This is a genomic window from Pseudomonas sp. MPFS, from assembly GCF_022537035.1.
In the GTDB taxonomy this organism is placed as follows: Bacteria; Pseudomonadota; Gammaproteobacteria; order Pseudomonadales; family Pseudomonadaceae; genus Aquipseudomonas; species Aquipseudomonas sessilinigenes.
Genome location: NZ_CP066123.1, coordinates 1,755,123 through 1,769,329, shown reverse-complemented (window position 1 = coordinate 1,769,329; position 14,207 = coordinate 1,755,123). Strand labels below are relative to the sequence as shown.

The following is a 14,207-nucleotide window of genomic DNA, read 5'->3' as shown; positions in this document are numbered from 1 at the left end:
TCCTCTCCTCAAGGCCCCTTGCGGACCAACTGCCCCAGCGCCTGCAATTCGCCCGGTTCCAGGTCGGAAACCAGGATGAAACGCAGATGGTCATGGCGCCAGTCGACCAGGTTGTAGCCACGCAAGGTCTGCTGCTGCGGCTCGCTATCGCCCTGTGTCGTGGGCATGACGAACAGGTTGATCAAGTGCCGTGCGCGACCATAGGTCAGGGCCGCCACATTCTGCTGCTGCAGGTAATCCAGGCGTCCGCCCAGCAACGGATAGCCCTGGGCGCTGAAGTCGAAGACCGGTGGCGCGAAATCGAGCTTGCCAGTGAACCAGGGCTTGACCGTATGCCGGTCCGAGGACGCGACATCGTTCAGGTGATCGACCATCAGCGAACGCACATGGCTGGACACCGCTTCATCCAGCCACGGCTGCTCGCTGGAAGGCGTCGCCAGGTTGAGCGCCAGGGACAGGGCCAGCGCCAGGGTGGAAAAACCAGGGGCCAGCCAGCGCCCCCCCCTGCTCCCCAGCAACTTCTGCAACAGGCCACCTGAAGCCGCGGGCACCTCGATACTGGCCAGCAGGCTGCGCCGCAAGGCAGCCGGTGCCGCGTGATACGGCGCATGGGCCCTGGTTTCGGTGATCAGCCTCTGTACCTCGGCACACTCGGCGGCACACTCGGCACAATGGCGCAGGTGCTCGGCCACCTCGGCCATGGCGTTGGCCTCCAGCTCGGTATCCAGGTAGCCGTGCAGCCAGTCACGGCAGGTCTTGCAGTCGATTTCATGCATGGCCGGACTTCTGCAATTGCAACCGGAGCATGGCCCGGGCGCGGGCCAGCCGCGACATGACCGTCCCCAGGGGAATATCGACGATCCTGGCGATCTCCTTGTAGTGCATGTCTTCCAACTCCTTGAGCACGATCACCTCACGAAACGCCGGCGCCAGGGCCTGGAGCGCGCGAGCCAGCTGATCGGCCTCCTGCCCGCGGATCACCTGCCACTCGGGCGTTTGCCCATCGAACAGCGCCGGATCGTCCCCCAGGCCGGACTCCTCGAACGTTACCGACGCGTGGCGGGTCGAGGCCCTGAGCCAGTTGTAGCTCTCGTTGCGGACAATGGTCAGGAACCACGCCTTGGCATTGCCGCCGTCGAAACGATGCAGGAACTTCACGGCCCGCAAGGCGCTTTCCTGCACCACATCCTGGGCCGCACTGTCATTGCCGGTCAGCCAGCGCGCGAGGTTATAGGCCGCGTCCAGGTGCGGCAGGAACAATTCCTCGAATCGCGTCATGGTGGCTCCATTTCCTTTGCACCCTATAACGGTACGAACCCGGGTTTTATTCCCGGGACAAAAAATTCTCCAGGGGGGGGAATAAAGCACTGCGCCGCCAGGTTTTACCGATGTGAGACCAATCACTGTAGACCGCTACCGAGGGCGCTCCATGGACACTCATGACACATCCCACTGTCAATTTGCCGATACGCTGCAAAATCCCCAGCGACGCACCTTGCTCAAGTGCTCGGCCTGGGCCGGCGCCGGGGTTCTCTGGGCCCTGAGCGGGGGTATTCCAAAAGCCTTCGCCCTGGACCAGGCAGGCCAGCCGACAGACCCGGCGGCGCTGAACAGCAGCTTCCACTTCGTGCAGATCAGCGACTCGCACATCGGCTTCAACAAGGAGGCCAACCCCGACCCGACCCAGACCTTGCAGGTGGCCATCGACAAGGTGCTGGCCCTGCCCAAGCCGCCGTCGCTGATCCTGCACACCGGGGATATCACCCACCTGTCCCGCCCCGAAGAATTCGATACCGCCGCACAACTGCTCAAGGGGCTGCCTTCCACCGTGCATTACGTTCCCGGGGAACACGATACCCTCGACGAAGGCGGCGGGCAGCTTTACCTGCAACGCTACGGCAAGGGCACCAAGGGCAATGGCTGGTACAGCTTCGACCAGCAGGGCGTGCACTTCATTGCCTTGGTCAATGTGTTCAACCTGTTGCCTGGCCACGAAGCCACCCTGGGGGCCGAGCAACTTGCCTGGCTGGCGGACGACCTGCGCGCCGTGAGCAGCAGCACGCCCATCGTGGTCTTCACCCACATCCCCCTGTGGACCATCTATCAGCCCTGGGGCTGGGGCACCGAGGACGGCGACCAGGCCATCGCCCTGCTACGCCGCTATGGCTGCGTGACCGTCCTCAACGGGCATATCCACCAGGTCATCCAGAAGGTCGAGGGCAACATCACCTTCCATACCGCTCGCGGCACCGCCTACCCACAGCCCGCCCCGGGAGCGGCAGCCAATCCCGGGCCGATGACCGTGGCCGCCGACCAGCTGCGCAACTACCTGGGCATCACCGATGTCCGGGCCACACAGGGCGAGCATCCGCTGGCCCTGCTCGATTCGACCCTGGTCTGAGGAGCCCGGCCATGAGCAGACTCCTCTGCGTGTTGCTCCTGGGATGCCTCGCGACACCGGCCTGGGCCCAGGAAACCAGGATCGATATCCGCGAGTTCATGTACAGCCCCCATGACGTGCAGGTCACGGTCGGCACCCGGGTCACTTGGGTCAACGATGACCAGATCCCCCACACGGTGACCGAGACCCACAAGCTGTTCCGCTCCGCGGCGCTGGACACCAACGATAGTTTTTCCTACCAGTTCGACACGCCAGGCACCTACGAATACTTCTGCGTCCTGCACCCGCAGATGATCGGCAAGATCATCGTCGCCCCTACGCCACCCTGAGCCCAAGGCCTGGCCTGGCGCTGCTTGTGGCGCCTGTCGGAGCGTCTTCACTTGGTCGGTTTCCTGACCCAGTGAGGACAACTTGAGGGAAATAAAAATCTTTCTGTCATTTGTACTGCTGTATCCTGCCTAGGCTTTTTAAAAGCGCGGACCTACCCAGCGATTTAAAAAACAGACTTTGCGAGGAGCAACGACATGCACGAGATCCCGAATCTCCCCTTCCCAAGCCTGCACGAAACTGAGCAGACAACCCCGCCACAAGCCAGTGCCGAAAAGCCTGCCGCCAAAGAAGCCGCTGACAGTCGCAAGACCGACAGCGAAGACTGAGAAGCTGTAGCCAGACAGTGTGGAAAGCGCTAATCAAGCGCTTTCCACACCGCCTGAACCCACCCGAGCCCTTCATGACCGACACCTTCAGCGAAACCCAGGCCACTGTGCTGATCGACACCGCACAGCACATGATCGAAGTCTGGAATCGCCTTAGCCCGCAAAAACAAGCCGTCCTGCTGAGCCGTTTCGGCACTCAGGAAAATGCCCTCGCCGCCCTGGTCACGACCCAGCTGCTGGGCAACAAGGACGCCTGACACCTTCCTGCAAGCGACAGGCATCGGCACTGCACGTCGATTTCTCCCCCTTTTGCCACGCCTACACCGGTATCATGAGCAGCCTATCTATCTAGCTGCAGTAGCGGACCCCTTCCCATGCCAGATACCCAGCACCCCTTGGCGGTCACGCTGCAAGTCGTTTCCATTGTCCTGTTCACCTTCATCGGCTACCTGAATATCGGCATCCCCCTGGCGGTGCTGCCAGGTTATGTCCACAGCGACCTGGGCTTCGGCGCGGTGGTCGCCGGCCTGGTGATCAGCGTGCAATACCTGGCCACCCTGCTCAGTCGCCCCTACGCCGGGCGCATCATCGACAATCAGGGCAGCAAGCGCGCGGTGATGTACGGCCTGGTGGGCTGCGGCCTGAGTGGGGTATTCATGCTGGCGTCGGCCTGGCTGCAGCCGTTTCCGGTGCTGAGCCTGGCCAGCCTGCTGATCGGCCGCCTGGTATTGGGTAGCGCGGAAAGCCTGGTGGGCTCGGGCTCCATCGGCTGGGGCATCGGCCGGGTCGGCGCCCAGAACACCGCCAAGGTCATCTCCTGGAACGGCATCGCCAGCTATGGCGCCCTGGCCATCGGCGCCCCGCTGGGGGTGCTGCTGGTCAAGCAGCTGGGGCTGTGGAGCATGGGGGTGAGCATCATCCTGCTGGCTGTGCTCGGCCTGTTGCTGGCCTGGCCAAAACTGGCCGCGCCCATCGTCGCCGGCGAACGCCTGCCATTCATCCATGTACTGGGCAAGGTCTTCCCCCATGGCTGCGGCCTGGCCCTGGGTTCCATCGGCTTTGGCACCATCGCCACCTTCATCACCCTGTACTACGCCACCCGGGACTGGTCCAACGCGGTGTTGGCCCTGAGCCTGTTCGGCGCCAGCTTCATCGGTGCCCGGCTGTTGTTCGGCAACCTGATCAATCGCCTAGGGGGCTTTCGGGTGGCGATCGCCTGCCTGACCGTGGAAACCCTGGGCCTGTTGCTGCTGTGGCTGGCCAGCGACGCGTACTGGGCCCCGGCCGGAGCAGCCCTGAGCGGCTTCGGTTTCTCCCTGGTGTTCCCAGCCCTGGGGGTGGAAGCGGTGAACCTGGTACCCGCCTCCAGCCGGGGCGCGGCAGTGGGTGCCTACTCGCTGTTCGTCGACCTGTCGCTGGGGATCACCGGCCCGCTGGCCGGGGCCATTGCCGCCGGTTTCGGCTTCGCCTCGATCTTTTTGTTCGCCGCCATGGCCTCCTGCAGCGGGCTGGCGCTGAGCCTGTACCTGTACCACCAGGCCCCCAAGCAGCGCAAAGAACGCGAGAGCGCCTAGAAGTCCACCTTGCCACGACCGGCCTTGATACTGCCCCGCTTGGCCTTGCCCTCCAGGCGACGCTTTTGCGAACCCAGGGTGGGCTTGGTGGGTCGACGCTTCTTCTCTACCTTGATTGCGCCCTGGATCAATTCCACCAGGCGCTCCAGGGCATCGGCACGATTCTGCTCCTGGGTACGGTACTGCTGGGCCTTGAGGATGATCACCCCCTCAGCGGTGATACGGCTGTCGCGCAGCGCCAGCAGGCGCTCCTTGTAGAAAGGCGGCAGCGATGAGGCAGGAATATCGAAGCGCAGATGCACGGCGCTGGACACTTTATTGACGTTCTGCCCACCGGCCCCCTGGGCGCGGATGGCAGTCAACTCGATCTCGGCATCCGGCAGATGCACGTTGTTGGAAATCACCAGCATGGAACAGCAATCCTTCTTGCAAGGCCTACAGGATACGCCCATTCCAGCCACGCCGTGGCACTCCCCCCGGAAACGAAAGACCCGGCCGAAGCCGGGTCTGTGGTTGCCAGATGACGCTTACTTCAGCGAGGAGCTGGCGGCCTGCAGCGGTTGTTGAGCGCTGCGCTTGACCTTGATGCTGTAGCAGACCCACATGAACACCACCCACACAGGGATCGCGTACACCGAGATCTGGATACCCGGGATCATCAGCATGATACCGAGGATGAACACCACGAATGCCAGGCAGACGTAGTTGCCGTAGGGGTACCATAGGGCCTTGAACGTCGAGGTCTGGCCAGTACGGTTCATGTGCTGGCGGAACTTGAAGTGCGAGTAGCTGATCATTGCCCAGTTGATCACCAGGGTGGCCACCACCAGGGACATCAACAGCTCCAGGGCGTGTTGCGGGATCAGGTAGTTGAGTACCACCGCGACGAAGGTCACCACCGCCGAGGCCAGGATCGACAACACCGGTACGCCACGCTTGTCGATCTTGGCCAGGGCACGCGGGGCATCGCCCTGCTCGGCCATGCCCAGGAGCATGCGGCTGTTGCAATAGGTGCCGCTGTTGTACACCGACAAGGCGGCCGTCAGGACCACGAAGTTGAGGATATGCGCCGCGGTGTTGCTACCGAGCATCGAGAACACCTGGACAAACGGGCTGCCGCTGTAGGCATCGCCGGAGGCGTTGAGGGTGCCCAGCAAGGTGTCCCACGGGGTCAGCGACAGCAGCACCACCAGGGCACCGATGTAGAAAATCAGGATACGGTAGATCACCTGGTTGATCGCCTTGGGGATCACGGTCTTCGGCTTGTCGGCCTCGGCGGCGGTGAAGCCGAGCATTTCCAGGCCGCCAAAGGAGAACATGATGATCGCCATGGCCATCACCAGGCCACTAACCCCATTAGGGAAGAAGCCACCGTGGGACCACAGGTTGCTCACCGATGCCTGCGGGCCACCGTGCCCACTGACCAGCAGGTAGCTGCCCAGGGCGATCATGCCGACGATTGCCACCACCTTGATGATGGCGAACCAGAACTCGGCCTCGCCGAAAACCTTGACGTTGGCCAGGTTGATGGCGTTGATCATGACGAAGAACACGGCTGCCGAAGCCCAGGTCGGGACGTCCGGCCACCAGTAGTGGATGTACTTGCCGACTGCCGTCAGCTCCGACATGCCCACCAGGATATAGAGGATCCAGCAGTTCCAGCCGGAGAGAAAGCCGGCAAAGCCGCCCCAGTACTTGTGGGCGAAGTGGCTGAAGGAACCGGCCACAGGCTCCTCGACGATCATTTCGCCCAACTGGCGCATGATCATGAAGGCGATGAAGCCACAAATGGCATAGCCGAGGATCATCGACGGGCCAGCGGACTTGAGTACACCTGCCGAACCCAGGAACAGGCCAGTGCCAATTGCGCCACCCAGGGCGATCAATTGGATATGGCGATTTTTCAGGCCGCGTTTCAGCTCGCCTGACTGCGAGTTTTGTCCACTCATGAAAACTTTCTCACGCAAGGTTTGATGATATTTGCAGACGTTGCCGCCCGGTGAAGGCTTAAGCGGCGCGGATCAAACCCCAGCGCAGGCACCAGAAGTTCAGCGTTTTTTTAACGGTCATGCGTCACCTGTTTGTTTTTATCTGTGACGAAATCGAACCCATCACGCTCGTGACGCGACGGAATGAACAAGGTGGATAACCTTGAGTTATTGGTTCTGTGCAGGTGTTTCCAAGGCTATACAAGCAGGCTGGAAACCGCTGTCCAGACGCAAAATGCGCGGATACGCAGTGGGGTCACAGTTAAAACGCCGGGCATTGTACACCCCTGACCCCCTGCCGCCAGACATCGCTTATCAGCGTGCCGGTAACCGGGATCTTGCGTGGCCTGCTCGATGCTCGGCATCGGCGGCAAAAAATGGGACGGACCGAGTGGGGTCGTCGGTAAAGAAGCGATGGTCATCGCCCTTCGAAGGGTGTCGGTTAAAGTCGGTTGCGGCGTTCATTGCGCCTCCTTCTTGTTATGCACCTGTACGCAGGCATGTGCACATCTCACCGTCCTTGGCGCCCTGGAACAAGCGGGCCAGAGCCCTCTGAGCCCAGGCACGAGGTTGCCTTCGGAAGATTTTCCTTACAGCAAACCAGAACCCGTGGCTCCACCGGTAAAAGCCTCCTTTTTCGTAAGCATTTCTTTACGGTGCGTAACGTATTTTTGCCACCACAGATCCATCCAGCGGCCGACTGCAAATTGACGCCGCCGGCCATTTTCCCCGGGACAATCCCTAGCTTTTTGTTTTCCCGAGCTAAAATCAGCAGATGAAAATAGAAAATAAAGTCCATAAAAAAATAATCTAATTATTTTTTTGCACTTCAAAACACCCTGGTCTAGGTTTCCAGCCACTTGCCGGATCAGTCACCCGGCAAGCCCCGGGAACGAATGGGCAGCCTCGGCAACCATCCCGCTCATCGCTGTCGATCCGTTCCGTCAATGGACTGCCATGCGCAATGTCATTCAGGAGAAGCACCATGCAAGTACTGGAACAAGATCTGGAAACCGAACTGCAACTGGACGATTGGTTCGAAGCAGCAACCCATGATGCCGCCGTGGAAATGATGCAAGCCGATGCCGTGGTGCCATTCGGCACTGCCATGTGGCCGATGTAAGACGCTTGCACCGGGGCGGGCCGTGGCCTGCCCCGGTCACTTCTGTCCTACAGGGAGGTTTTATGGACCCGATTCGCGCCATCCGTCATTTCCTGTACTACCTCGAACGGCACCCGGCCCTGAATGGCCTGGGCCCGGCCAGGGTAGTGATCGGCCATACCGCCGAGTACCAGGCGATGATCGCAACCATCATCGAACAAGCCCGCCAGGCCACGCCGCTGAACATCAGCGCCTTGCGCCTGGACCTGGAACCGGCCGAGAACCTCGTCCGGGCCATCACCGAATGTGACCTCTACATCTTTTTCTACGATTCCTCGACCCTGCCCCAGCCACGTCCCGACGGGCCTGAATTCCTGCGCCCGCTACATGGGCTGATGGCCGAGCACTGGAAGAAATCCCTGCTGTTCAAGGATTACGGCGAGTACTTCTACGACACCTTCAGCGTCGAGCCACAGCGTATCGCCGACCTCAATGCCACCCTGATCCGACGCCTGTCCCAGGCCAGCACCTTGAGCTTCAGCGACCCACAGGGCTCGTACTTCGAAGCCCCCTTGGACACGGTGAAAAAATGGACCGACATCAACGGTGTCGGCAACTACGACCTGGCGCCAGGGGAAATCGCCACCCACAGTGACCAGATCAATGGCCATGTGAAGTTTCTCGGCACCTTCCTCAGTACCATCCCGTTCGCCCGCAAGTACGGGGTGCTGGAAACGCCCCTGGAGCTGTGGATCGAGAATTCGAGCATTCGCCAGGTCGCTACCCAGGTTCCCGGGCTGGCCAACGACTTCAACAAATACCTGGACGCCAACCCCTCGAACCGGCGGATCGAGGAACTGGGGATCGGCACCAACGAGGGCATAAAGTCGCTGTACGGACGCAACTCCGGCTTCGAGGAGCGCCATTGCGGCCTGCACTTGGGCCTGGGGGGCGGCGCCAAGGGCAGCCATCACCTGGATCTGATCTTCAGCAGCGGAGTGCTGGCAGCGGATAACAAGCCAGTGTTCGACGGGCAGTTCGCCTTCTAGGCACCGCTACGGCGACGCCAGGATCGCAGGTAAAAAAACGCCAACCCGAAGGTTGGCGTTGTTGTTTGCAGGCCAGAATCACTCAGGCTTGCGACGACCGGCAGGTGCACCACGGCGCTTGCTCGATGGGGCGTCCTTGTCCAGACCCGGGCTTGGGCGCTTGGACTTGGGGGCCGGACGCTTGGTGTCCGCCGGACGCTCGGCTACCGGGGTGCCACGGCCGGCCGCTGGACGTGGAGCCCGTGGGGCACGTTCGCCATCCGGACGGGCCGCTGGCTTGCGGCCAGGGCGTTCACCTTCCAGTTGCGGCTCGCGCGGAGCACGCGGGGCAACCGGGGCGCCGTTGGCCGGACGCAGGGTCCGCACGCGCTCGCCCTTGGCCATGGGGCGCGAGGATTTGCGCTGCAGGCGCTCCAGCTTTTCCTTGGACTTGGCATTGAGCTGTGGCATCGCCACCGGCGTCAGGCCAACTTCGGCGCTGAGCACATCGACTTCGTACTGGCTCATTTCGCGCCAGCGGCCCATGGGCAGGTCGGAGTTGAGGAACACCGGCCCGAAACGCACGCGCTTCAAGCGGCTGACCACCAGCCCCTGGGACTCCCACAGGCGGCGCACTTCACGGTTGCGCCCTTCCATCACCACACAGTGATACCAGTGGTTGAAGCCTTCTCCACCCGGTGCCTGCTGGATGTCGGTGAATTTGGCAGGGCCGTCTTCGAGCATGACGCCCGCCTTGAGGCGATCGATCATCTCGTCATCGACTTCACCGCGCACACGTACCGCGTACTCACGGTCCATCTCGTAGGAAGGGTGCATCAGGCGGTTGGCCAGCTCACCGTCGGTGGTGAACATCAGCAGGCCGGTGGTGTTGATGTCCAGGCGCCCGATATTGATCCAGCGGCCTTCGCGAGGACGCGGCAGCTTGTCGAACACGGTCGGACGGCCTTCCGGGTCGTCGCGAGTGCAGATCTCGCCGTCAGGCTTGTTGTACATGATGACGCGGCGTACCGATTCGGCAGCCTCTTCACGCTTGATGACCTTGCCATCGATGGAAATGGCATCGTGCAGGTCGACACGCAGGCCCAGGGTGGCCTCGGTGCCATTGACCTTGATCCGGCCCTGGCTGATCCAGGCTTCGACGTCGCGGCGCGAGCCCACGCCAATACGGGCGAGGACTTTCTGCAGTTTCTCGCCGGACGGACGAATGTCCTGGTCGTTCTGGTCTTTATCGCTCATCTGGGCACCTCCCGGTGTATCGCTTCAGGCTGAGCGGCCTGAAGACATGGAAAAACAGGTTTGTGGCGAAGGGATCGCCAAAAGGTCGCGAATCATACGCTCATGACGGCGGTTGCGCATCACAGACTAGTCGATAAGCCAGCATCGAGGCATTTTTTTACTGGCCGGCCGCGGGGTCAGTCGTCCAGCAGGCGCCGCTCCTGCTCGATGGCCTCGGCCAGCGCCAGGGCCTCGGCCTCCTCCTCGCTCAATTGAGGCTCCAGCGCCGCCACTGCCGCCAGCAGCTTGGCCCGCGCCTCGGCAACGCCCAGCACATCGTCATCGACAGACGGGGGCTGCGCAGGGGCCTGCGCAAGCAACGGCTCCTCTGCCTCTTCAAGCACAGGCTCGGCCTGCAACGACAACTCGCTATCGGCCACGTCTGGCAGGTTCTCCAATAGCTCCGGGCTGCCGGATACCTCGACACCGTCGCGATGCAGGTCGTCGAAGTCGGTCTTGAGCCCCTCCTCCATGGAGTCCAGCTCCAGCAGCAGGGTGTGGAAGCTGGTCTCTTCCTTGGGTTCTTCCGGCTCGGCGCTGGCGTCTGCCAGTTGCTGCAGGTGTTCGGGCACGGGGGCGTCATCGAACTCCAGCACCGGCTCGGCCTCCATTTCCCGCAGCTCGGCCAACGGTGGCAGCTCGTCGAGGTTCTTGAGGTTGAAGTGATCGAGAAAGGCCTTGGTGGTGGCAAACATCGCCGGTTTTCCCGGCACGTCGCGATAACCCACCACGCGAATCCACTCGCGCTCGATCAGGGTCTTGACGATATTGCTGTTGACCGCCACGCCACGCACATCCTCGATCTCGCCCCGGGTGATCGGCTGGCGATAGGCAATCAGGGCCATGGTTTCCAACAAGGCGCGGGAGTAACGCTGGGGCCGCTCTTCCCACAGGCGACCGACCCAGGGAGAGAACTTCTCACGGATCTGCAAGCGATAGCCTGAAGCCACTTCCTTGAGTTCGAAGGCTCGTCCCTCGCAGGACTTGCCCAGCAGCACCAGGGCCTTCTTGAACACCGCCGGCTCCGGCCGTTCGGCATCCTCGAACAGCTCGAAAAGGCGCTCCAGGGACTGGGGCTTACCCGAGGCCAACAGGAAGGCTTCGAGCAGGGAGGCCAGCTCGCGGGGTTCGTTCAGATTCATCATTTAAGCTCGTTATTCGGCTCGCGCCCGTACATGGATAGGCGCGAAAGGCTCATTCTGCACCAGCTCGACCAGGGATTCCTTCACCAGCTCGAGGATTGCCATGAAGGTCACCACCACCCCAAGGCGGCCTTCCTCGGCGGTGAACAGTTCGACAAAGGGCACGAAGCCGCCGCCCTTGAGGCGCTCCAGCACATCGCTCATGCGCTCGCGGGTAGACAAGGCCTCGCGGCTGACCTGGTGGCTTTCGAACATATCCCCCCGACGCAGCACCTCGCCCATCGACATCAAGAGCTCTTCCAGGGCCACGTCCGGCACCAGCTTGCGCGCCCGGGCCTCGGGGGCGTCGAGCTTGGGCACCAGCACATCGCGGCCCACCCGGCTCAACTCGTCGATACCCTCGGCAGCCGCCTTGAAACGCTCGTACTCCTGCAGGCGGCGAATCAGCTCGGCCCGGGGATCATCCTCCTGCGCCTCGATCTCCTCGGAGCGAGGCAGGAGCATGCGCGACTTGATCTCGGCCAGCATCGCGGCCATCACCAGGTACTCGGCTGCCAGTTCCAGGCGTACCGACTGCATCAGCTCCACATACCCCATGTACTGGCGGGTGATCTCCGCGACCGGGATGTCGAGGATGTCGATGTTCTGTTTGCGAATCAGGTACAGCAACAAGTCCAGAGGCCCCTCGAAGGCTTCGAGGAAGACCTCCAGGGCATCGGGCGGAATGTACAGGTCCAGGGGCATTTCCATGACCGCCTGGCCGTAGACCATGGCGAATGGCAGCTCCTGCTGGGCGCCGGCCTGTTCGTCGACGGTTTCCACTGCGGACATCTAGGCCTCGGCCATGAAGGGTGCAGGATCGCCGCAACCAACGCGGATCACTTGCGGTTCGCCGTCGGCGAGGCTGATCACCGTGGAGGATTCGGTGCTGCCAAAACCGCCGTCGATGATCAGGTCGACCTGGTGCTCCAGCAACTGACGCATCTCATATGGGTCGCTCAGTGCCTCGGTGTCGCCAGGCATGATCAGGCTGACGCTCATCAGCGGCTCTCCCAGCTCGGCCAGGAGCGCCAGGGCGATGGGATTGCTGGGCACCCGCAGGCCGATGGTGCGGCGCTTGGGGTGCAGCAACAGGCGCGGTACTTCACGGGTGGCATTGAGAATGAAGGTATAGGGCCCTGGCACATGGGCCTTGAGCAAGCGAAAAGTGCCGGTATCGATCTTGGCGAACAGCCCCAATTGCGAGAGGTCGCTGCAGATCAGGGCGAAATTGTGCTTGTCGTCCAGCTGGCGCAGGCGTCGCACCCGCTCGATCGCCCCCTTGTCGCCCATCTGGCAGGCAACGGCATAGGACGAGTCCGTGGGGTAAATCACCACGCCACCGCCGCGAATGATCTCCACGGCCTGCTTGATCAGGCGCGGCTGTGGGTTTTCCGGATGGATCTGGAAGAATTGACTCACTGTCTCTACCTGCTCAGGCGGCAATAATTGGCTCATGCTTGAACCGACACCAAAGTGGCGGCAGGTCTTCTGGGACCGGGCGGTACTCACCGATCTCGGACCAGCCCCCCGGGCCATGGAAGTCACTGCCAGCACTGACCAGCAGTCCGAATTCACGGGCAAGGATGGACAGGCTGCCCACTTGCTCCGCGGGTTGGTGACCATTGACGACCTCGATGGCATGGCCACCGGCTTGAATATAGTCGGCAATCAACCGGCGACGCTTGCTGCGGGTGAAATCGTAGTGCCAGGGATGCGCCAGGCTGACCCAGGCCCCGGCCTCGCGCAGGGTGCCGACGGTTTCCTCCAGGGTCGGCCAGTGCTGCTTGACGTCCCCCAGCTTGCCGGCCCCTAGCCATTTGCGAAACGCTTCGGCACGATCCTTGACGAATCCGGCGCGCACCAGATAGTCGGCAAAATGTGGCCGCGCCGGCGCATTGCCGCTGTCGCCCAGCTCCTGCTGGATCGCCCTGGCGCCTTCCAGAGCCCCGGGCATGCCCTTGAGGGCCAGCTTGCGGCTGATTTCCTCGGCCCGCAGCCAGCGCCCCTCATGCAACTTGCCAATGGCCGCCACCAATGCCGGAGCCTCGGTATCGAAGCCATAACCCAGCACATGGATGGTGGCGCCGCCCCAGGTACAGGACAGTTCCACGCCATTGACCAACTGCATGCCCAACGCCCGGGCGGCCTCGCGTGCCTCGGCCAGGCCCTCGACGGTGTCGTGGTCGGTCAGGGAGAGGATTCGCACGCCTTTCTCATACGCCCGGGCAACCACCGCCGCCGGCACCAGGGCGCCGTCGGAAGCCGTACTGTGGCAGTGCAAATCAACGTTCACGGGACAATAAAACCTCAAGTCAGCTGGCGCTTTCGCTACCAAGGATGTTTGTTATTATGCCGACACATCCTGCTCCTGGCTGCCACTGTGAAACAATTCATCGACTTCATCCCGCTGTTCCTGTTCTTCATCGTCTACAAAATCGACCCTCGCGTCGTCGACCTCGCCGGTCAACAAGTCACCCTGGGCGGTATCTACAGCGCCACGGCGGTGCTGATCATCAGTTCCCTGGTGGTCTACGGCGCACTGTTCATTTCCCAGCGCAAGCTGGAAAAAAGCCAGTGGCTGACCCTGATCGCCTGCCTGGTGTTCGGTAGCCTGACCCTGGCCTTCCACAGCGAAACCTTCCTCAAATGGAAGGCCCCGGTGGTCAACTGGCTGTTCGCCCTGGCGTTCATCGGCAGTCACTTCATCGGCGACAAACTGCTGATCAAGCGCATCATGGGCCACGCCCTGACCCTGCCGGATGCGGTATGGACTCGCCTGAACATCGCCTGGATCGCGTTCTTCCTGTTCTGCGGCGCCGCCAACCTGTTCGTCGCCTTCACCTTCCAGAGCATCTGGGTCGACTTCAAGGTCTTCGGTAGCCTGGGCATGACCGTGCTGTTCCTGGTGGGCCAGGGGATCTACCTGTCGCGCCACCTGCATGACGCTGATCCCACTACCCCGAAAACCGAGGACTGAC

17 protein-coding genes are annotated in these 14,207 nt (G+C 62.1%); 8 read left to right on the top strand and 9 right to left on the bottom strand.

Going from position 1 to position 14,207, the window contains the following annotated elements:
* Positions 1-8: 8 nt before the first annotated feature.
* Together I9018_RS08205 and I9018_RS08200 are read right to left on the bottom strand one after the other, a co-directional pair.
* Positions 9-776: a zf-HC2 domain-containing protein gene (locus tag I9018_RS08205; protein ID WP_241109174.1), complete on the bottom strand. Its 768-nt coding sequence runs from the start codon at positions 774-776 to the stop codon at positions 9-11.
* The gene (locus I9018_RS08200) at positions 769-1,278 is read right to left on the bottom strand and encodes a sigma-70 family RNA polymerase sigma factor (protein ID WP_068586192.1); all 510 of its coding nucleotides are present in this window, start codon (positions 1,276-1,278) and stop codon (positions 769-771) included. Before I9018_RS08200 ends, I9018_RS08205 begins: the two co-directional genes overlap by 8 nt.
* 151 nt (positions 1,279-1,429) lie before the next feature.
* Here I9018_RS08200 and I9018_RS08195 point away from each other — a divergent pair, with 151 nt between their 5' ends.
* The 5 genes from I9018_RS08195 (at position 1,430) to I9018_RS08180 (ending at position 4,631) form a co-directional block, all read left to right on the top strand.
* A complete protein-coding gene (locus tag I9018_RS08195; RefSeq protein ID WP_241109173.1) occupies positions 1,430-2,401 on the top strand; it encodes a metallophosphoesterase in 972 nt (323 codons plus the stop codon).
* Positions 2,402-2,412: 11 nt separating this feature from the next.
* Positions 2,413-2,730, top strand: coding sequence for a cupredoxin domain-containing protein (locus tag I9018_RS08190; RefSeq protein ID WP_241109172.1), 318 nt, complete (start codon positions 2,413-2,415; stop codon positions 2,728-2,730).
* Between the two features lie 195 nt (positions 2,731-2,925).
* Positions 2,926-3,057 (top strand): hypothetical protein, encoded by a 132-nt coding sequence (locus tag I9018_RS32710; RefSeq protein ID WP_263986922.1) that lies wholly within the window; start codon positions 2,926-2,928, stop codon positions 3,055-3,057.
* 74 nt (positions 3,058-3,131) lie between these two features.
* Positions 3,132-3,314 (top strand): hypothetical protein, encoded by a 183-nt coding sequence (locus I9018_RS08185; RefSeq protein WP_124346087.1) that lies wholly within the window; start codon positions 3,132-3,134, stop codon positions 3,312-3,314.
* Between the two features lie 117 nt (positions 3,315-3,431).
* The gene (locus I9018_RS08180; RefSeq protein WP_241109171.1) at positions 3,432-4,631 is read left to right on the top strand and encodes an MFS transporter; all 1,200 of its coding nucleotides are present in this window, start codon (positions 3,432-3,434) and stop codon (positions 4,629-4,631) included.
* Here I9018_RS08180 and arfB read toward each other — a convergent pair.
* The gene (arfB, locus tag I9018_RS08175; protein WP_068586206.1) at positions 4,628-5,041 is read right to left on the bottom strand and encodes an alternative ribosome rescue aminoacyl-tRNA hydrolase ArfB; all 414 of its coding nucleotides are present in this window, start codon (positions 5,039-5,041) and stop codon (positions 4,628-4,630) included. The two genes, I9018_RS08180 and arfB, sit on opposite strands and share 4 nt — an antisense overlap.
* Positions 5,042-5,158: 117 nt before the next feature.
* Complete coding sequence (locus I9018_RS08170; RefSeq protein WP_124346085.1) at positions 5,159-6,580, bottom strand: amino acid permease; 1,422 nt, start codon at positions 6,578-6,580, stop codon at positions 5,159-5,161.
* A gap of 1,024 nt (positions 6,581-7,604) precedes the next feature.
* Here I9018_RS08170 and I9018_RS08165 point away from each other — a divergent pair.
* On the top strand, positions 7,605-7,742 hold the full coding sequence (locus I9018_RS08165) for a hypothetical protein (RefSeq protein WP_164487269.1): 138 nt from the start codon (positions 7,605-7,607) through the stop codon (positions 7,740-7,742).
* A 62-nt stretch (positions 7,743-7,804) separates the two neighbouring features.
* Positions 7,805-8,770, top strand: a complete 966-nt coding sequence (locus I9018_RS08160) for a leucyl aminopeptidase (protein WP_241109170.1) — start codon at positions 7,805-7,807, stop codon at positions 8,768-8,770.
* A 78-nt stretch (positions 8,771-8,848) separates the two neighbouring features.
* Here I9018_RS08160 and rluB read toward each other — a convergent pair whose 3' ends face one another.
* From rluB to I9018_RS08135, 5 genes are all read right to left on the bottom strand, one after another.
* Positions 8,849-10,006: a 23S rRNA pseudouridine(2605) synthase RluB gene (gene rluB / locus I9018_RS08155; protein WP_241109169.1), complete on the bottom strand. Its 1,158-nt coding sequence runs from the start codon at positions 10,004-10,006 to the stop codon at positions 8,849-8,851.
* Between the two features lie 176 nt (positions 10,007-10,182).
* Complete coding sequence (scpB, locus tag I9018_RS08150) at positions 10,183-11,187, bottom strand: SMC-Scp complex subunit ScpB (RefSeq protein ID WP_241110120.1); 1,005 nt, start codon at positions 11,185-11,187, stop codon at positions 10,183-10,185.
* Between the two features lie 12 nt (positions 11,188-11,199).
* Positions 11,200-11,898: a ScpA family protein gene (locus I9018_RS08145; protein WP_176719765.1), complete on the bottom strand. Its 699-nt coding sequence runs from the start codon at positions 11,896-11,898 to the stop codon at positions 11,200-11,202.
* A 120-nt stretch (positions 11,899-12,018) separates the two neighbouring features.
* Positions 12,019-12,648: an L-threonylcarbamoyladenylate synthase gene (locus I9018_RS08140; protein WP_068586229.1), complete on the bottom strand. Its 630-nt coding sequence runs from the start codon at positions 12,646-12,648 to the stop codon at positions 12,019-12,021.
* A gap of 13 nt (positions 12,649-12,661) precedes the next feature.
* On the bottom strand, positions 12,662-13,522 hold the full coding sequence (locus I9018_RS08135) for a PHP domain-containing protein (protein WP_241109168.1): 861 nt from the start codon (positions 13,520-13,522) through the stop codon (positions 12,662-12,664).
* 87 nt (positions 13,523-13,609) lie between these two features.
* Between I9018_RS08135 and I9018_RS08130 the strand changes: the two genes are divergently transcribed.
* The gene (locus I9018_RS08130; protein ID WP_068585866.1) at positions 13,610-14,206 is read left to right on the top strand and encodes a septation protein A; all 597 of its coding nucleotides are present in this window, start codon (positions 13,610-13,612) and stop codon (positions 14,204-14,206) included.
* Position 14,207: the final 1 nt, after the last annotated feature.